Source organism: Streptomyces sp. NPDC008139 (genome assembly GCF_042957025.1).
In the GTDB taxonomy this organism is placed as follows: Bacteria; Actinomycetota; Actinomycetes; order Streptomycetales; family Streptomycetaceae; genus Actinacidiphila.
On sequence record NZ_JBIBHM010000006.1, the window covers coordinates 277858 to 295184 of the forward strand.

Here is a 17327-nt window from a genome sequence, read left to right on the forward strand (position 1 = left end):
CGGTGGTACTGGCCTGGTGTCAGTACCGCCGGTCACCCGGGTAGTAGCGCTCCTCGACGGGCGGGATGTCGCCGTCGGCCGTCGGGGGAATCCGGCGGCGCTTGAAGATGCTGACGTAAGCGGCGAGTCCGATGATGCCGACGGCCATCATGATCAGGCCGAGCAGATCCATGTTGACGCCCTTGGCGTGCCAGTCGGTGGCGAACGTGATGATCGCACCGACCGCGATCAGAATGATGCAGCCTCCGATGCCCACAATTACCGCTTCCTTTGGCCTAGTTGTGCTCCGGCGTTCTGAAGCAGCGCCTACCCCGGACCTCGGGGCACAAGCAGGCGCATCGGGTCGCGGGCGGGCCGGGGCGCGGCCCCGGCCCGGAAGCAGGCATCGGAAGGCCCCGGGAAGCCGTTACTGGAAGGCCCCGGAAGCAGTCCCCGGAATCAGGCCGCCAGGAAGGCCGTCAGGGCGCCGGCCAGCAGATGCGGGTCGTCGGCGCCGGACATCTCGCGGGCCGAGTGCATCGAGAGGATCGGCACCCCGACGTCGACCGTGGTGATGCCGTGCCGGGCGGAGGTGATCGGGCCGATCGTCGTCCCGCAGGGCATCGAGTTGTTCGACACGAAGTGCTGGTACGGGACGCCCGCGGTGTCGCAGGCCGCCGCGAAGACGCCGCGGCCGGTGCCGTCGGTGGCGTACCGCTGGTTGACGTTGGTCTTCAGGATCGGGCCGCCGTTGGCGCGCGGGTGGTGCGTCGGGTCGTGCCGCTCGGCGTAGTTGGGGTGCACGGCGTGGCCGGAGTCCGACGAGACGCAGACGCTCGCGGCCAGCGCGCGCTGCCGCTCCTCGAAGCCGCCGCCGCGCGCGTGCACCGAGCGGCTGAGGACGTTGCCCAGCAGCGGGCCCTGGGCGCCGGTGTCGGACTGGCTGCCGTTCTCCTCGTGGTCGAAGGCGGCGAGCACCGGGATGTACGTGAGGTCCTGGCCGCCCGCCGCGGCGGCCAGCGCGGCGGCGCCCGCGTGCACCGACAGCAGATTGTCCAGCCGGGGGCAGGCGAACAGCTCCTCGTCGCGCCCGAGGAAGGCGGGCGGCTGCGTGTCGTGCGTCATCAGGTCCCAGCCGACGACGTCCTCCGGGTCGAGGTCCGCCCGCTCGGCGAGGTAGCCGATCAGGTCGCCGTCCTGCGCGTCGCCCAGGCCCCACACCGGCTGGAGGTGGCGCTGCTTGTCCAGTGTCAGCCCGTCGTTCACGCCCCGGTCCAGGTGGATCGCGAGCTGCGGCACCCGCAGCAGCGGGCGGTCGGTCGCGACCAGCCGCGTACTGCCGTCGCGCAGCGTCAGCCGGCCCGCCAGGCCCAGGTCCCGGTCCAGCCAGCTGTTCAGCAGCGGGCCGCCGTAGATCTCCACCGCCACCTGGCGCCAGCCCTGCGACCCCATGTCCGGGCGCGGCTTCACTCGCAGATTCGGCGAGTCCGTGTGCGCGCCGACGATCCTGAACGGTGTCTCCGGCCGTGCGCCTTCCGGCACGAACCACGCCACCACCGCGCCCCCGCGCAGCACATACCGCCCGCCCGGCTCGGCCCCCCACTTCTCCGTCTCCGCCACCCGCCGGAATCCGGCCCCCTCCAGCCGCTCCGCCACGGTCGCCACCGCGTGGTACGGCGTCGGACTCGCCTGCACGAATGCGGCCAGATCTTCGGTGTGCTTACGGCCAAACGCCGGACGCTGAGAGCTCATGCCCTCAGCTTAGTTTCAGCCATGACGCCTCCCCCTGAGGGTGCGCCCGGGGTGCGCGGCCCCTGTGCGTTCACCTTGCGCAGGACGTGGCTTCTAGGGGCACGGCCCCTGTGGCTTCGCCTTGCGCAGGACGTGGCTTCTAGGGGCACGGCCCCTGTGGCTTCGCCTTGCGCAGGGCCTGGTTTTCAGGGGCGCGGGGAACTGCGCGACAAGCCCCCACCGGCGGGTGGTCCGGAGACAACCGGACTGCCCCGCCGGGGCGGATGGCGACCTGCGGGAGCGTCGTGGCTGAGCGCGCAGTTCCTCCCCCAACCTTCGGCCGGGGGTGCCCCCAGCGCCCCTACAAGATCGGCTCGCCGCCAGGCGCACGGCCGGGGGCGGGTCAGAAGGAGTCCTCCGGGAGGTCCATGAGGCCGAGGTCGACGGATTCGGCCAGGGACCGAGCCGTCCCCACGCCTGGAAGGACATTGGCGGCGAAGAACTTCGCGGCGGCGACCTTCCCCGCGTAGAAGGCGGCGTCCTTGGCGGAGGCCCCGGAAAGCTTCTCGGCGGCCACGCCGGCCCCGCGCAGGAGCAGGTACCCGATGACCACGTCACCGGAGGCGAGCAGCAGCCGTGTGGTGTTGAGCCCCACCTTGTAGATCGAGCGGACATCCTGCTCGGTGGCCGAAAGGTCCGTGAGCATGGCGCCGACGATCGCCTCCAGGTCCACCGCGGCCTTGGCGAGCTGGTCGCGGGCGGCGGCCAGGTCCTCCCCGCCCGTGGCCTCGGCGAGGAACTTCTTGATCTCCTCGCTGAGCGCCGTCATGGCCTGCCCCTGGTCGCGGACGATCTTCCGGAAGAAGTAGTCCTGGCCCTGGATGGCGGTGGTGCCCTCGTAGAGCGTGTCGATCTTGGCGTCCCGGATGTACTGCTCGATCGGGTACTCCTGGAGGTACCCGGAGCCGCCGAAGGTCTGGAGGGACTGGGCGAGCTGCTCGTACGACTTCTCGGAGCCGTAGCCCTTGACGATGGGCAGCAGCAGGTCGTTGAGCCCGTGCAGCCTCGTGGCGTCCTCGCCGGCCGCCTCGGCGACCTGGATGGCGTCCTGCACGGAGGCGGTGTAGAGCACCAGCGCCCGCATGCCCTCGGCGTACGCCTTCTGCGTCATGAGCGAGCGGCGGACGTCGGGGTGGTGGGTGATGGTGACCTTGGGCGCGGTCTTGTCCATGAACTGCGCGAGGTCCGGGCCCTGCACGCGCTCCTTGGCGTACTCCAGCGCGTTCAGGTAGCCGGTGGAGAGCGTCGCGATGGCCTTCGTGCCGACCATCATGCGGGCGAATTCGATGATCCGGAACATCTGCCGGATGCCGTCGTGCTTCTCGCCGATCAGCCAGCCCTTGGCGGGGAGCCCGTCGCCGAAGGTCATCTCGCAGGTGTTGGACGCCTTCAGGCCCATCTTGTGCTCGACGTTGGTGGCGTAGACGCCGTTGCGCTCGCCCAGCTCGCCGGTCTCGAAGTCGAACTCGTACTTCGGGACCATGAACAGCGACAGGCCCTTGGTGCCGGGTCCCGCGCCCTCGGGGCGGGCCAGCACGTAGTGGATGATGTTCTCGGACATGTCGTGCTCGCCCGAGGTGATGAAGCGCTTGACGCCCTCGATGTGCCAGGTGCCGTCGTCCTGCTTGACCGCCTTCGTACGGCCCGCGCCGACGTCGGAGCCCGCGTCGGGCTCGGTGAGGACCATGGTGGAGCCCCACTGCTTGTCGACCATGAGCGCGGCGATCTTCTTCTGCTCCTCGGTGCCCTCCTCGAAGAGGATTCCGGCGAAGGCCGGGCCCGAGGAGTACATCCACACGGCGGGGTTGGCGCCCAGCACCAGCTCCGCGTAGGACCAGATCAGGGAGCGCGGCGCGGTGGTGCCGCCGATCTCCTCGGGGAGGCCGAGCCGCCAGTACTCGGCGTCCATGAAGGCCTGGTAGCTCTTCTTGAAGGTCTCGGGCACCGGGGCGGTGTTGGTCTTCGGGTCGAAGACCGGCGGGTTGCGGTCGGCGTCGGCGAAGGACTCCGCCAGCTCGTTCTCCGCCATGCGCGCCAGCTCGGCGAGGACGTCCTTCGCGGTCTCCACGTCCATCTCGGCGAACGGACCCGTGCCGTAGAGCTGGTCGCGGCCGAGCACCTCGAAGAGGTTGAACTCGATGTCGCGGAGGTTCGACTTGTAGTGGCCCATGACGTCGGCTCCGTATCGCAAGTGGGGTGGTCGTGGCACTCGTGGAAAATAATGCTACCCGTCGGTAATAAGAAGCAACCCCGGAAGGGTCGGATGTGACCGTTTCCTCGTCCCGGGGGCCGTTACTCTTGAGGCCGTGTACGGCTACGAGCAGAGCGTGAATCCCGGACCCGGCCCGGTCCAGGGCGCCGCACCCATGCCCGGTGGCTATCCGGAGCCCTCCCCGCCGTCCCTGGCCGACGCGGTCCGCGCCTTCACCACGGGTTCGATGGCCGCCGAGGACTTCCAGGCGATCTTCGCCACGTCCAAGGTGTACTGCCCGCGCGGCGACAATCCGGGCTTCCTGGCGCTGCACGACACCCAGCAGCCGGTCATCCCGATGTTCACCTCCCTGAAGGAGCTGCGGCGGTACGCGGGCAAGGAGTCCAAGTACTTCGTGATCACCGGCGCCGAGGTGCTGGACCTGCTGCCCACCGGCTACGGCTTCGTGCTGGACATCGACGGCCAGCATCGCATGGTCTTCGACGCCAAGGCGGTCGAGCAGATGGTCGACTTCACGATGCGCCGGATGTACGGCTGAGGCCGCCCGGCCGCACGCCTGAGACCGTACGACGCCACGCCTGAGACCGTACGAGCGCACGTCCTGGACCGTACGTCCGCGCTTTCGATCTTCCCCTCCGGTGAGTGCTGGAATAGTCACGCCTTGCGAGATGTTCAGTGTTCAACTACTTTGGAACCGGAGCATCCCGAAGGAGGCAGTCATGCCCGCCGTGACCGTAGAGAATCCGCTGACCCTGCCGCGTGTGAGCGCGGCCGACGACGCCCAGCCCCGCAAGGCGCTACAGGTGTCCACCGCGCCGAGCGGTTTCGAGGGGGAGGGCTTCCCCGTGCGCCGCGCCTTCGCGGGCATCGACTACCGCAACCTCGACCCGTTCATCATGATGGACCAGATGGGTGAGGTGGAGTACGCGCCGGGAGAGCCCAAGGGCACCCCCTGGCACCCGCACCGCGGCTTCGAGACCGTCACGTACATCATGGACGGCACCTTCATCCACCAGGACTCGCACGGCGGTGGCGGCACGATCACCAACGGCGACACCCAGTGGATGACCGCCGGGTCCGGGCTGCTGCACATCGAGACCCCGCCGGAGTCGCTGGTCACCAGCGGCGGCCTCTTCCACGGCCTCCAGCTCTGGGTGAATCTGCCGAAGGCCGACAAGATGATGCCGCCCAAGTACCAGGACATCCGGGCGGGCGGCCTGAAGCTGCTCACCTCGGGTGACGGCGGCGCGCTGATCCGGCTGATCGCCGGTGACCTCGCGGGCCACGAGGGCCCCGGCGCCACCCACACCCCGATCACGATGATCCACGTCTCGGTGAACCCCGGGGCCTCGGTCACCCTGCCCTGGCGCGCCGACTTCAACGCCCTCGCCTACGGCCTCGCCGGCCGCGGCTTCGCGGGCCCCGACGCCCGCCCCTTCCGTATGGGCCAGGCGGTCGTCTTCGGCAAGGGAGACTCCCTCACCATCCGCGCGGACGAGACCCAGGAGTCCCGCTCGCCCAACTTCGAGGTCGTCCTGCTCGGCGGCCTCCCGATCCGCGAGCCGATGATGCAGTACGGCCCCTTCGTCATGAACACCCACGCCGAACTGGCCCAGGCGTTCGACGACTTCCAGGCCGGCCGCCTCGGCACCATCCCGGCCGACACCGTCCTCGGCCGCTAGGCGGGCCGCCCCGGCGGCTCGCAGGGGCCGTCGGGGGCTCCTTGACCGCGAGGTGGCCGGCCTACAGCAGGTGGTCGGCCTTGCCGGCTTTGATGTCGGTGATCAGGGTGCGGAGGGCTTCGCGGGTGTCGGTGAGGTATTCGTCCTCGCGGCCGTTGACGGCTATGTAGCCGTTGCCGTCGGCGTCGGTGCCGAGGCGGAAGCAGTTGCTTGCGTCTTGGCAGAAGGGGGCTTCCCAGGTGATGTCGGGCACGGGGGGACTCTCCTAGAGCTGGGACGTGATGGAGTGCACGAGGTCGCGCGTCTTTTCGGGCGGAAGGGCTATGCGTTGCATCTCGTCGAGGTGCAGTCGGTACTTGCACAAGTGCGCCTCGGTGTGCAGGAATTCGCCGACCGTGGCGCGGTCCAGCAGGGCCGTGTCCAAGCGGGCGACCTGGCCTCGGGCGTAGAGGATGGACTGGCCCGAGCCGGGAAAGGCACCGGCGGAGAACGGGATGGCCTGGACCGTGACGTTGTCGCGTTCGGCGGCGGTCATCAGGTGGTTGAGCTGGTCGCGCAGGACCGCGCGCCCGCCCACCTCGGTACGGAGGACACCCTCGTGGACGACGAGTTCGTACGGCGGGGCGTCCTGCCGGTCGATCGCCTCGTGGCGTTGGACGCGGTGGGCGACCCTGGCCTCGTACTCGGCCGGGGGCAACGCCGGGATGGCGGCGTCGAAGAGGGCGCGGGCGTAAGCCTCGGTCTGGAACTGGCCGGGCATGTGGGTCATCGTGCTGACGCGCAAGCCCTGGGCGTGCCACTCCAGTTCGGCGATGTCGAGGAAGGTCGACGGCAGGACGTCCTCGTACGCCTCCCACCAGCCGCGCACGCGATCGCCGCACATCGCCACCAGCGCGTCGATCAGCGCTTGGTCGGTGCACTCGTAGACGAAGGCGATCCGGCGCACCCGTTCGGGACTGGTCCCGTGCCGACCGGCCTCGGTGCTGGAGATGACGGTCCGCTTCGTGTCCAGCAGGGCGGCCGCCTGCTCGGTGGACAGCCCCGCGTCCTCCCGTAGCTTGCGGAGCTCCGCACCCAGACGCTGCTGGCGTGCTGTCGGGTTGCTTCTCGGCGGCATGGGCTCCCTCCCCTCCGTGGCCCAGTCTGCCTTGCGGTGAGAAGCCCGGTCCAACGGGTCATCGGCGAATCGGTAGCACACGTACCCCCAATGCCCTACCGTAGTAGCGCGCAGCTACGCACAACTACGTCGGAAGCGCACCGCGAGTGACGGCGGCATGCCACCGGCGAACCCTCAGAACGCCACAAGACCCCTTCGACGCAACGGAGTTCGTCATGCCTGAAATCCCCCGCTTACCAGCGCTCTGGCGCTTTCCGGCGCGGCCGGAGTCCGTGCACCGGGCGCGGCATGCCGTCGCGGAGGCGCTCCCCCGTGGGGTGGAACCCCAACTGGCCGCGGATCTGGGGCTGGTGACCAGTGAGCTGGTCACGAACGCCGTGCGGCACGGCGACCGGTGCGAGGAGGACGCGGTCATCGAGCTGGTGCTGTGGCCCGCCGACGGGCACTACTGGGTGGCGGTGTCCGACGGCGGCGCGGAGAAGCCGGAGTTGGCCGAGGCCGGCCCGGAGAGCGAGGGCGGAAGGGGGCTGGTGCTCATCGACGCCCTCGCGGAGGTCTGGGGGGTCGTGCCGCGCCCGGTGCGCGGGAAGTCGGTGGTCGCCGGGCTCAGCGACGTCAGCCGGTCGAGGCCGGGCGGGGTTCGGACAGGCGGTTGGCCTGGTGGGTGAGCGCGCGGCGCAGCACCGGGGTCAGGGGGCGTTCGACCAGGCGGTAGACGAGGTAGGCGAGCAGCAGCATCGAGCCGATGGCGAGGGCGAGCACGCCGTAGTTCGGTATGCCGGTGTGGGCCTTCAGCTTCTCGATGACGAGCGTGCCCAGGATCTCGTGGACCAGGTAGAAGGGGTACGTCAGGGCGCCCGCCGTGGTCAGCCAGCGCCAGTCGACGTCGGCGACGCGGCGCACGAGCGTCACCGCGGCGATGGCGGCGAAGCCCGCGGCGACCAGAGCGATGACGACGGTCGGCGAGCGGTGGAAGGTGACGGCCACACCGGGCTTGGGGACGAGGCCCAGGACCGCGTAGTGCTGGCCGAGCAGGAAGCCGGTCGCGACGACGCCCCAGGTCAGCAGGTCGTGGCCGAAGCGGCGCAGCAGGTAGAGGCCGATGCCGCCGATGAAGAAGGGCGCGTACTCGGGCATCAGGGCCAGCTTGAGGAACTCCTGGCCGGAGGAGTCCGCGTACAGGGCGCCGATCGTCCACAGGGCGCAGAAGGCCAGGACGCGCTTGCGGGTGGCGCCGCGCCACAGGACGGTGACGGCGAAGAGCACGTAGAAGCGCATCTCGGCCCACAGTGTCCAGGAGACGCCCAGGACGCGCTCGGAGCCCGCCGGGGTCTGGAGCATCGTGAAGTTGGTGAGCAGGTCGGTGCGCGAGACGGTCTTGTAGCCGAGGACGAACAGGACGACGGTCACCAGGATCAGCGCCGCCCAGTACGCCGGGTACAGGCGGCTGATCCGGGAGATCGCGAACGCCTTGACGCTGCGGCCCCAGCCGCTCATGCAGATCACGAAGCCGCTGATGATGAAGAAGAACTGCACGCCCAGCGGTCCGTACGCGGCGGCGTGCGACAGGTGCGGGAAGATCTCCAGCGGCTGTCCGCGCCAGGCTCCGCTGCCCCGGAAGGCCAGGTGGTAGATCGCCACCATGAGCGCGGCCACCAGCCGCAGCCCGTCCAGCGCCCGCAACCGGCCCTTCCCGCCGCCGCGTGGTGCCGGTGCGGCGGACGCCGCCGGTACGTGGCTGGGCGACGCCGGGTCGCCGGGCGCGGTCGGATCGCCGGGCGATGTCGGATCGTCCGTGGGTGCGGGGAGTTTCAGGCTCATCCCAGTGCTGCCTTTTCGCCGGCGTGAGGGTCAGGGCGCGCGGTCGGCCATTCGATCGCCCGTCACGTAGGCGTTCAGGCTAGGTGGAGGCACCGGCTCCACGGGGCGTTGGAGCGGGCCCAACAGCTCTGTGCGACCAGTGTTTTCCTCCGTTTCACGGCCGGTTCACACGACCGTGACGGATTCGAATCCGCGGCCGACCCCGCCCCCCGCCGGGCGGTCACCCGATCGACGGGCTCGTCGCCTCGTACAGCTCGAACCAGATGGACTTGCCGTCGCCGTGCGGGTCGACGCCCCAGGCGTCGGCGAGCTCCTCGATGAGCATCAGGCCGCGGCCGGAGGAGGCCATCTCGCCGGGGGAGCGGCGGTGCGGCATGTCGTCGGAGCGGTCGCCGACCTCGACGTGGAGGCGGCGGGTGCCGGGCATGCCGGTGACCATGGCGGTCAGTACGGCGTCCTCGTCGGTGTGCACCAGCACGTTGGTGACCAGTTCGGAGACGAGCAGGACGGCGGACTCGACCTGGTCGGCCGAGGTCCAGTCGTGCAGGAGGGCGCGGATGTCCTCGCGGGTGGCGCGGATGCGGCCCGGGTCGGTCTGCGAGACGGTCAGCACCGCGCGGCGGACCGGGACCGCGCAGGTCGGGCCGTCGGGGTCGCGGCGCAGCAGGACCAGTGCGATGTCGTCCTCGCGGCGGTCGGCCAGCGGCCCGGTGGTGTGGTGGGAGGCGGGCCCGTGCACCGCGCGGATCAGGGAGTCGGCCAGCTCCTCCAGATCGTCCGCGGGCCCGGCCTCCAGCACATTGCGCAGCCGCTGCCAGCCGGTCTCCAGATCGTGCCCGCCGGTCTCGATCAGGCCGTCGGTGCACAGCAGCAGCACCTCGCCGGGCTCCAGGACCAGCCGGGTCGTCGGGTAGTCGGTGTCCGGCTCGATGCCCAGCGGCAGACCGCCCGCCGTACGCCGGACGATCGTCGTACCGTCGCCGAGCCGGATCGCGGGCTCCGGGTGCCCGGCGCGCACCACGTCGAGCGTGCCGGTCAGCGGGTCGGCCTCCAGATAGAGGCAGGTCGCGAAGCGCACGTCGGCGGACTCGTCGGCGCTCAGCCCCTCGTGCAGGCCGTCGCGCAGCCCGTCCGCCGGCCCGTCGGGGAGCCTGTCGTGCAGCCCGGCCAGAAAGCGGGAGGTGCGCGAGAGCACCGCGTCCGGGTGGTGGCCCTCGGCCGCGTAGGCGCGCAGCGCGATCCGCAGCTGGCCCATGATCCCCGCGGCCCGTACGTCATGGCCCTGGACGTCGCCGATGACGATCGCGGTACGGCCCGACGGCAGCCCGATCACGTCGTACCAGTCGCCGCCGACCTGGAGGCCGCCGCCGGTCGGCACGTACCGGGCGGCCACCGCCATGCCCTCGATGCCGGGCCTGCGCGCGGGCAGCATCGTGCGCTGGAGGCCGTCGGTCAGGGCGCGCTCCGACTCGTGCAGATGAGCGCGGGACAGCGCCTGCGCGAGCATCCGGGCCACCGTGGTGAGCACCGAGCGCTCGTCGGGTGTGAAGACCACCGGGTCGCGGAAGGCCGCCATCCAGGCGCCGATCGTGGACCCGGCCACGACCAGCGGGAGATACGCCCAGGAGGAGCGGCCGAACGGTTTCACCAGCGGCCAGGTGACCGGGAAGCGGTCCTCGTACGCGGCCGGCGACGGCAGATAGACCGCCTGGCCGGTACGGACCACCAGCGCGGCCGGGTAGTCGGTGTCCAGCGGCATGTCGAGGAAGGGGTCCTCGGCGCCCGCCGCCTGCCCGTGGTGCCCGATCACCGACAGCCGGTCGCCGTCCGTGCCGAAGACGGCGAGCCCGTCGGGCGAGAAGCCCGGCATCGACAAGGTGGCCGCCACCCGCAGCACCTCGGCGGTGGAGTCGGCCTCGGCCAGCGCGCGCCCCGCGTCCAGCAGGAACGCCTCCCTGGCCCGCCGCCAGCCGCCGCCCGCCTGCGCCGCCGCCCGTGAGGGGCCGCCGCGCACCTCGTGCAGCGTGCCCGCCATCACCGTGCCCTGCGGGCGCACCCTGGCCCGTACCGTCCGCAGGGTCGCGCCGTCGTCGCCCACCACCCGCACCAGCGCCTCGGCCACCGTGCCCTCCGAGTAGGCCAGCGAGACCGCGCCGGCCAGCGACACGTAGTCGGCGGCGTGCAGGCATGCCCGAACGGCGGACGTCCGGTGCTCGGCCGGGCCGCCGGACAGCCCGAGCAGGCGCGCGGCGCGGGCGTCGACCGTCACGGTGCCGGTGGCCTCGTCCCACTGCCACAGCCCGGTGCCGACTGCGGCCAGGACGTCCTCGGTGCGCATTTTGCCAGTTTATGAGAATTGGGGCGTTATGGCCCAGTAGGGCGGCCTTCGTGGCCTTACGCCCCACCGAATCCGGAGTGAGGCCGGTGTGCGGGCGCCGGTAAGCTGTGCTGGGCCGCTGGCCCGGCCACCCACCCAACATCCAGCGTCGAGGACGAATGATGCACCGGTACCGGTCCCACACCTGCGGCGAGCTGCGCGCCACCGACGTCGACACCGACGTCCGCCTGTCCGGCTGGCTGCACAATCGCCGCGACCTGGGCGGCATCCTCTTCGTCGACCTGCGCGACCACTACGGCTTCACCCAGCTCGTCGTCCGCCCCGGCTCCCCGGTGTACGACCAGCTCAGCGGCCAGTCCAAGGAGTCCGTCGTCCGCGTCGACGGCCGCGTCCTGGCCCGCTCCGCGGAGAACGTCAACCCGGAGCTGCCGACCGGCGAGGTCGAGGTCGACGTGACCGCCCTTGAGGTGCTGGGCGCGGCCGACCCGCTCCCCTTCCCGGTCTTCCCCGAGGACAACGCGAACGAGGAGATGCGGCTCACCAACCGCTTCCTCGACCTGCGCCGCCAGCGCATGCACCGCAACATCATGCTGCGCACCCAGGTCATCTCCTTCCTGCGCCGCGAGATGACCGCGCTCGGCTTCAACGAGATGGCCACCCCGATCCTGTCGGCCACCTCCCCCGAGGGCGCCCGCGACTTCCTGGTGCCCTCCCGCGTGCACGCCGGGAAGTTCTACGCGCTGCCGCAGGCCCCGCAGCAGTTCAAGCAGCTCCTGATGATCTCCGGCTTCGACCGCTACTTCCAGATCGCGCCCTGCTTCCGCGACGAGGACTCGCGCGCCGACCGCTCGCCCGGCGAGTTCTACCAGCTCGACGTCGAGATGAGCTTCGTCGAGCAGGAGGACGTCTTCGGCGTCATCGAGAAGGTCATGACCGACCTCTTCACCGAGCTGGGCGGCGGACGCACGGTCACCTCGCCCTTCCCGCGCATCCCCTTCCGCGAGTCGATGCTCAAGTACGGCAACGACAAGCCGGACCTGCGCACCACGCTCGAACTGGTCGACGTCTCCGACGTGTTCGCCGGGAGCGGCTTCAAGGCCTTCGCCGACAAGCACGTACGCGCGCTGGCCGTGCCCGACACCGCCGAGCAGCCGCGCAAGTTCTTCGACCAGCTCGGCGAGTACGCGGTCTCGCTCGGCGCCAAGGGCCTGGCCTGGGTCCGGGTCGGCGACGGCAACGCGTTGACCGGCCCGATCGCCAAATTCCTCACCCCCGAGGACGTCACCGCGCTGCTCGCCGCCGTCGGCGCCAAGCCCGGCACCGCGATCTTCTTCGGCGCCGGTGAGTTCGACGAGGTCTCCAAGATCATGGGCCCGGTCCGGGTCGAGGCCGCCAAGCGCACCGGCCAGTTCGAGGAGAACGTCTTCCGTTTCTGCTGGATCGTCGACTTCCCGATGTTCGAGCGCAACGAGGACACCGGGGCCGTGGAGTTCTCGCACAACCCCTTCTCCATGCCGCAGGGCGGCCTCGAAGCCCTCAACACCAAGGACCCGCTGGACATCCTGGCCTGGCAGTACGACATCGTCTGCAACGGCATCGAGCTGTCCTCCGGGGCCATCCGTAACCACGAACCCGCCGTCATGTACCGCGCGTTCGAGATCGCGGGCTACACCCGCGAGACGGTGGAGGCCGAGTTCGGCGGCATGCTCCGCGCCTTCCACTTCGGCGCGCCGCCGCACGGTGGCATCGCGCCGGGCGTCGACCGCATGGTCATGCTCCTCGCCGATGAGCCCAACATCCGCGAGACGATCGCGTTTCCGCTCAACCAGAATGCCCAGGACCTGCTCATGGGCGCGCCCTCCGAGGTCGAGGAGGCGCGGCTGCGCGAGCTCCACATCCAGCTCCGGAAGAAGTAGCTCGCCCCTGCGGGCCGGGGCGGCGGCACAGGGCCTGCTTTTCAGGGGCGCTGGGAAGGTGCGGCCAGCCCCCGCCGGGCCCGGTGGTCGGGACACCACCGAAGTGTCCCGCTGGGGCCGGTGGTGATCTGCGGAAGCGTCGTGGCCGGTCGCGCAGTTCCTCCCCCAGCTACCGCTGGGAGGTGCCCCCAGCGCCCCTGAGGACTCGGGTCGCCGCCCCGGCAGAAGGACCGCGTCTCGGGAGGGGCGAGCGGGGGGCAACCCCGGGGGCGGGTCACCGCGTTGAAGGGGTGTGGAGAGGAACAACGGTGTCGCACCCCGGTTTCGAGGAGTTCGTGGCGGCCCGCGGCCCCAGACTGCTGCGGGTCGCGTGGCTGTTGACCGGCGACCCGCACCTCGCAGAGGACCTGCTCCAGACGGTGCTGGCCAGGGTGTGGCCGAAGTGGCACCGGATCGCGGGCGACAGCCCGGAGGCGTACGTACGCAAGGCGCTGGTGCACACGCACGCCTCGTGGTGGCGGCGGCGCTGGCGCGGCGAGGTGCCGCACGGCGAGCTGCCCGACCGCCCGCAGCCGGCGGACCCGTACGGGGACGTGGACCTGGAGCAGGCGCTGGCGGCGGCGATACGGGAACTGCCGGTACGCCAGCGCGCGGTGGTCGTGCTGCGCTACTTCGAGGACCTGAGCGTGGCCGACACCGCGGATGTCCTCGGCTGCACGGAGGGCACCGTCAAGAGCCAGTCGTCCAAGGCGCTGCGGGCGCTGCGCGGACGGCTGCCCGAAGCGGTCGACACGGGCGTCGGAGGTGAACACCATGCCGGATGAGCGTTTCGCGGAGGACGAGCTGCGCGACCTGCTGGAGCGCGCGGTGCCCCAACTGCCCGCCCCCGTACAGCGGTTGGAGCGGGTCAAGGAGCGTGCGCTGCGCCGTCGCAGGCGCCGCGCGGTCGGGATGTCCGCCACCGTCGTGGTGGCGGTCGCGGCGGCCGGGACGGTGCTGCCCGGTCTCGGCGGCGCGGCGAGCGCCCCGGCGCCGCCCGCCGTCGTCACCTCGCTCGCGCCGCCCGCGTCCGGCAGCGGCGGCCCGACGGCGAGCGCTTCGACGGCGACCCGCCCGGTGGACAGCGGTCCGAGCCCGACGCCGAGCACCGGCCAGACGACCCGCGCGACCGAGTCGCCGTCCGCCGCGTCGGCGGCGGTCACGTACCACTTCCCCGAACTGGCTGGTCTCGACCTGCGGTTGCCGCCCGGCTGGTCGACGGTCGTCGCGCCCAAGACCGGCGACGTCTTCGTCTCCTCGCAGGCGCTCGGCCTGCCGACCGACGGCTGCGTCAAGCCGCTGGACGGCTTCTGCACCCCGCTGGTCCGCACCCTGACGCGCGGCGGGGTGCTGATGATGCTGACGCTCCGGCACAGCAAGATGACGGCGGACAAGCTCAACGCCGACGGCCACCCGGTGACTTCGTCCGTCGTCGTCAGCGCCTGCCGGGCGGTCGGCGGCACCGCGCAGACCAAGGCCCTGCTCACCGACGCGTCCGGCTCCGACGTCCTGATCGAGGTCTCGGTGTGCCTGGCCGACGCCACCGACGCGCAGCAGTCCCAGATCAACGACGCGCTGAAGAACGCCGTCTTCTCGTGAAGGCTCCCGTGAAAGGCCCCCACCACGTCATGCGCACCCCCCGTCGTCCCCGCCGTCTCCTGGCCGCCGCCGTCCTGACCGCGCTGGCCGCCGCCCCGCTGGTGTCCGGCTGCGTGGGCGGCGGCACGGGGGTGCGGGCGTCGAAGGTCGGCGACGAGGGGCCGCTGAGCACGGTGGTGAGCGGTCCCGCGGGCCGGGCAGGCAGGTCAGCGCCCGAGCCGGTGCGGACGACGCCCGCGCCGCCCGCCCAACTGCCGGGCCTGGGGCCGAAGACGCGCTCGCAGATCCCCGCCGACGCGCGGCAGGCCGTCCTGGTCACCGGCGCGGGCCCCGACTCGCCGGACGCGAAGGTCACCTTCTACACCCGTGAGGACACGGCCGGTTGGCGGCCGTCGGGTCCGGTGTGGGCCGCGCACAACGCGCTGCGCGGCTGGACCGACACGCACCACACCGGCGATCTGCGCTCACCGATCGGCGTCTTCGGCCTCACCGACGCGGGCGGCCGCCTCCCCGACCCCGGCACCGAACTCCCCTACGACCACGCGCCGATCGGCTTCAGCGTGTCCGGCACCGGCTTCAGGGGCGAGCCGCTGGCGGGCTCCTTCGACTACGTCATCGCCATCAACTACAACCACGTGCCCGGCACTTCACCGCGCGACTGGACGCGCCCGCTGGGCGCCTCGCGCGGCGGCGGCATCTGGCTGCACGTGGACCACGGAGGCCCGACCCAGGGCTGTGTGTCGCTGCCGCAGCAGGCCATGCGGACGCTGCTGCGCACCCTGGACCCGAAGCTGCACCCGGTGGTGGTCATGGGCGACGGGGCCGCGCTGGCGCGCTGAACGGCCGTACGCACGGCCCCGATCGCGTGCCTCAGGCGGCCGGTGCGTCCGGGTCGCCGCCGAACCGCTCGATGTACGACGCCAGGTCCTCGTCGGAGATCTTCGCGAAGAGCACCGGCGGCACCGTGAAGGAGGTGCCCGCGGGCACCGAGTCCAGCGCGCGGGCCTCGTCGGCGGTGACCCAGCGGGCGTCGTCGGCGGGCAGCGCGAAGGCGGCCCGCATGGCGGCGGACGAGGCCGGGATGAACGGCTCGGAGACCACCGCGTAGAGGTGGATGAGATTCATCGCGGTACGCAGCGTGAGCGCGGCGCCGTCCTGGTCGGTCTTGATCTCCATCCAGGGGGCCTTCTCCTCCAGGTAGGAGTTGCCCGCACTCCACAGCGCCCGCAACGACTGCGCGGCCTTGCGGAATTGCAGCGTCTCCATGTGGCCCTCGTATTCGGCGAGCAGCGCGGCGATCTGCTCGCCGAGCTTCGCCTCGGCGGCGCCGGCCGCCGAACCCGCGGGCACTTCGTCGCCGAATCGCTTGCGCGAGAAGGACAGGACGCGGTTGACGAAATTGCCGAGGGTGTCGGCGAGGTCCTTGTTGACGCCCGCCGCGAACAGCTCCCAGGTGAAGGAGGTGTCGTCGGACTCCGGCGCGTTCGCGATGAGGAAGTAGCGCCAGTAGTCGGCGGGCAGCAACTCGAGGGCGGCGTCGGTGAAGACACCGCGGCGCTGCGAGGTGGAGAACTTGCCGCCGTAGTAGTTCAGCCAGTTGAAGGCCTTGACGTAGTCGACCTTCTTCCACGGTTCACGGGTGCCCAGTTGGGTCGCCGGGAACATCACAGTGTGGAAGGGCACATTGTCCTTGGCCATGAACTCGGTGTAACGGACGGTGTCGTCGGCCTCGTACCACCACGACTTCCAGTCGCGTGCTTCACCCTCGGGCGCGGCGTCGGCCCACTCCTTGGTGGAACCGATGTACTCGATGGGTGCGTCGAACCAGACGTAGAACACCTTTCCGTCCGCGGCCAGCTCCGGCCAGGTGTCGGCCGGTACGGGAACGCCCCAATCCAGGTCACGGGTGATCGCCCGGTCCTGGAGTCCCTCGGTGAGCCATTTCCGCGCGATGGACGAGGCCAGGGTTGGCCAGTCGGCGCCGTTCGCGTCGATCCACGCCTCGACCTCGCCGGCGAGCTTGGACTGGAGGAGGAACAGGTGCTTGGTCTCGCGGACCTCCAGCGCGCTGCTGCCGCTGATCGCGGAGCGCGCGTCGATGAGGTCGGTCGGGTCGAGCACCCGCGTGCAGTTCTCGCACTGGTCGCCGCGGGCCTTGTCGTATCCGCAGTACGGGCACGTGCCGACGATGTAGCGGTCGGGCAGGAAGCGTTCGTCGGCGAGCGAGTAGACCTGCCGGACGGCCCGCTCCTCGATGAAGCCGTTCTCGTTGAGCCTGCGCGCGAAGTGCTGGGTGATGTCGCGGTTCTCCGCCGAGGAGCTGCGGCCGAAGTGGTCGAAGGACAGCTCGAAGCCGTCGTAGATCGCCTTCTGCGCGAGGTGCGCCTGGCCGCAGAAGACGTCGACCGGCAGGCCTGCCTCCTTGGCGGCCAGCTCGGCGGGGGTGCCGTGCTCGTCGGTGGCGCAGATGTAGAGGACGTCGTGGCCGCGCTGCCGCAGATACCGCGAGTAGACGTCGGCCGGGAGCATGGACCCCACCATGTTGCCCAGATGCTTGATCCCGTTGATATAGGGGAGGGCTGAGGTGATGAGGTGACGCGCCATTGCGGGCTGCTCCCAATTCGTTGCGGGGAGTGAGTAATTCCTCTACGGACGGTCAATATCGTATCGGACGACCGGGGGGCATCCGCCGCCCCTTTTCCGGGTAGCCGAGCGGTGAAGGGCTGTGAACAGCCCTGAGGAGCCGAGCCCTGAAGATCACAGCGAGTGACTGCACGTGCACATGCACGTGCACATGCACGTGCCTGCCCAACGAGTTATGATCTGCCGTACC

General features: G+C 70.8%; 15 protein-coding genes. 7 read left to right on the forward strand and 8 right to left on the reverse strand.

Annotation, left to right across the window (positions count from 1 at the left end; translation table 11 throughout):
* Positions 1 to 19: 19 nt before the first annotated feature.
* From ACFZBB_RS14810 to ACFZBB_RS14820, 3 genes are all read right to left on the reverse strand, one after another.
* Positions 20 to 256 carry a hypothetical protein gene (locus tag ACFZBB_RS14810; RefSeq protein ID WP_188282515.1) on the reverse strand — a complete coding sequence of 79 codons (237 nt, stop codon included), beginning with the start codon at positions 254 to 256 and terminating at the stop codon, positions 20 to 22.
* Positions 257 to 438: 182 nt separating this feature from the next.
* Positions 439 to 1731 (reverse strand): M18 family aminopeptidase, encoded by a 1293-nt coding sequence (locus ACFZBB_RS14815; protein ID WP_391121684.1) that lies wholly within the window; start codon positions 1729 to 1731, stop codon positions 439 to 441.
* Between the two features lie 382 nt (positions 1732 to 2113).
* Complete coding sequence (locus ACFZBB_RS14820; RefSeq protein WP_391121687.1) at positions 2114 to 3940, reverse strand: acyl-CoA dehydrogenase C-terminal domain-containing protein; 1827 nt, start codon at positions 3938 to 3940, stop codon at positions 2114 to 2116.
* Between the two features lie 136 nt (positions 3941 to 4076).
* On the opposite strand from ACFZBB_RS14820, the gene ACFZBB_RS14825 reads away from it, so the two are divergent.
* Positions 4077 to 4520 carry an SseB family protein gene (locus ACFZBB_RS14825; RefSeq protein ID WP_188282518.1) on the forward strand — a complete coding sequence of 148 codons (444 nt, stop codon included), beginning with the start codon at positions 4077 to 4079 and terminating at the stop codon, positions 4518 to 4520.
* Positions 4521 to 4701: 181 nt separating this feature from the next.
* Positions 4702 to 5664, forward strand: a complete 963-nt coding sequence (locus ACFZBB_RS14830; RefSeq protein ID WP_391121690.1) for a pirin family protein — start codon at positions 4702 to 4704, stop codon at positions 5662 to 5664.
* Between the two features lie 61 nt (positions 5665 to 5725).
* On the opposite strand, the gene ACFZBB_RS14835 is transcribed toward ACFZBB_RS14830, so the two are convergent.
* Positions 5726 to 5917 carry a hypothetical protein gene (locus tag ACFZBB_RS14835; protein ID WP_391121693.1) on the reverse strand — a complete coding sequence of 64 codons (192 nt, stop codon included), beginning with the start codon at positions 5915 to 5917 and terminating at the stop codon, positions 5726 to 5728.
* A gap of 12 nt (positions 5918 to 5929) precedes the next feature.
* Positions 5930 to 6781, reverse strand: coding sequence for a Scr1 family TA system antitoxin-like transcriptional regulator (locus ACFZBB_RS14840; protein WP_391121696.1), 852 nt, complete (start codon positions 6779 to 6781; stop codon positions 5930 to 5932).
* A 215-nt stretch (positions 6782 to 6996) separates the two neighbouring features.
* On the opposite strand from ACFZBB_RS14840, the gene ACFZBB_RS14845 reads away from it, so the two are divergent.
* Entirely contained in the window at positions 6997 to 7449 is a 453-nt protein-coding gene (locus tag ACFZBB_RS14845) for an ATP-binding protein (protein WP_391121699.1), read from the forward strand.
* Here ACFZBB_RS14845 and ACFZBB_RS14850 read toward each other — a convergent pair.
* Both ACFZBB_RS14850 and ACFZBB_RS14855 read right to left on the reverse strand, forming a co-directional pair.
* Positions 7397 to 8602, reverse strand: a complete 1206-nt coding sequence (locus tag ACFZBB_RS14850) for an acyltransferase family protein (RefSeq protein ID WP_391121701.1) — start codon at positions 8600 to 8602, stop codon at positions 7397 to 7399. The genes ACFZBB_RS14845 and ACFZBB_RS14850 overlap by 53 nt on opposite strands.
* Before the next feature lie 220 nt (positions 8603 to 8822).
* Complete coding sequence (locus ACFZBB_RS14855) at positions 8823 to 10940, reverse strand: SpoIIE family protein phosphatase (protein WP_391121704.1); 2118 nt, start codon at positions 10938 to 10940, stop codon at positions 8823 to 8825.
* Between the two features lie 161 nt (positions 10941 to 11101).
* On the opposite strand from ACFZBB_RS14855, the gene aspS reads away from it, so the two are divergent.
* From aspS to ACFZBB_RS14875, 4 genes are all read left to right on the forward strand, one after another.
* Positions 11102 to 12856, forward strand: coding sequence for an aspartate--tRNA ligase (aspS, locus tag ACFZBB_RS14860; RefSeq protein WP_391121707.1), 1755 nt, complete (start codon positions 11102 to 11104; stop codon positions 12854 to 12856).
* A gap of 308 nt (positions 12857 to 13164) precedes the next feature.
* Positions 13165 to 13680 (forward strand): SigE family RNA polymerase sigma factor, encoded by a 516-nt coding sequence (locus ACFZBB_RS14865; RefSeq protein WP_391121710.1) that lies wholly within the window; start codon positions 13165 to 13167, stop codon positions 13678 to 13680.
* Positions 13670 to 14494 (forward strand): hypothetical protein, encoded by an 825-nt coding sequence (locus ACFZBB_RS14870; protein ID WP_391121713.1) that lies wholly within the window; start codon positions 13670 to 13672, stop codon positions 14492 to 14494. The genes ACFZBB_RS14865 and ACFZBB_RS14870 overlap by 11 nt, the downstream gene beginning before the upstream one ends.
* A 29-nt stretch (positions 14495 to 14523) precedes the next feature.
* A complete protein-coding gene (locus tag ACFZBB_RS14875; RefSeq protein WP_391121716.1) occupies positions 14524 to 15333 on the forward strand; it encodes a hypothetical protein in 810 nt (269 codons plus the stop codon).
* A 31-nt stretch (positions 15334 to 15364) separates the two neighbouring features.
* Here ACFZBB_RS14875 and metG read toward each other — a convergent pair whose 3' ends face one another.
* The gene (gene metG / locus ACFZBB_RS14880) at positions 15365 to 17098 is read right to left on the reverse strand and encodes a methionine--tRNA ligase (RefSeq protein ID WP_391121719.1); all 1734 of its coding nucleotides are present in this window, start codon (positions 17096 to 17098) and stop codon (positions 15365 to 15367) included.
* Positions 17099 to 17327: the final 229 nt, after the last annotated feature.

Excerpts from the sequence above, each read along its gene's own strand:
- ACFZBB_RS14845 (WP_391121699.1), top strand. The coding sequence starts at position 6,997 with ATGCCTGAAATCCCCCGCTTACCAGCGCTCTGGCGCTTTCCGGCGCGG.
- ACFZBB_RS14870 (WP_391121713.1), top strand. The coding sequence starts at position 13,670 with ATGCCGGATGAGCGTTTCGCGGAGGACGAGCTGCGCGACCTGCTGGAG.
- ACFZBB_RS14820 (WP_391121687.1), bottom strand. The coding sequence starts at position 3,940 with ATGGGCCACTACAAGTCGAACCTCCGCGACATCGAGTTCAACCTCTTC.
- aspS (WP_391121707.1), top strand. The coding sequence starts at position 11,102 with ATGCACCGGTACCGGTCCCACACCTGCGGCGAGCTGCGCGCCACCGAC.
- ACFZBB_RS14850 (WP_391121701.1), bottom strand. The coding sequence starts at position 8,602 with ATGAGCCTGAAACTCCCCGCACCCACGGACGATCCGACATCGCCCGGC.
- metG (WP_391121719.1), bottom strand. The coding sequence starts at position 17,098 with ATGGCGCGTCACCTCATCACCTCAGCCCTCCCCTATATCAACGGGATC.
- ACFZBB_RS14855 (WP_391121704.1), bottom strand. The coding sequence starts at position 10,940 with ATGCGCACCGAGGACGTCCTGGCCGCAGTCGGCACCGGGCTGTGGCAG.
- ACFZBB_RS14830 (WP_391121690.1), top strand. The coding sequence starts at position 4,702 with ATGCCCGCCGTGACCGTAGAGAATCCGCTGACCCTGCCGCGTGTGAGC.
- ACFZBB_RS14875 (WP_391121716.1), top strand. The coding sequence starts at position 14,524 with ATGCGCACCCCCCGTCGTCCCCGCCGTCTCCTGGCCGCCGCCGTCCTG.
- ACFZBB_RS14815 (WP_391121684.1), bottom strand. The coding sequence starts at position 1,731 with ATGAGCTCTCAGCGTCCGGCGTTTGGCCGTAAGCACACCGAAGATCTG.
- ACFZBB_RS14840 (WP_391121696.1), bottom strand. The coding sequence starts at position 6,781 with ATGCCGCCGAGAAGCAACCCGACAGCACGCCAGCAGCGTCTGGGTGCG.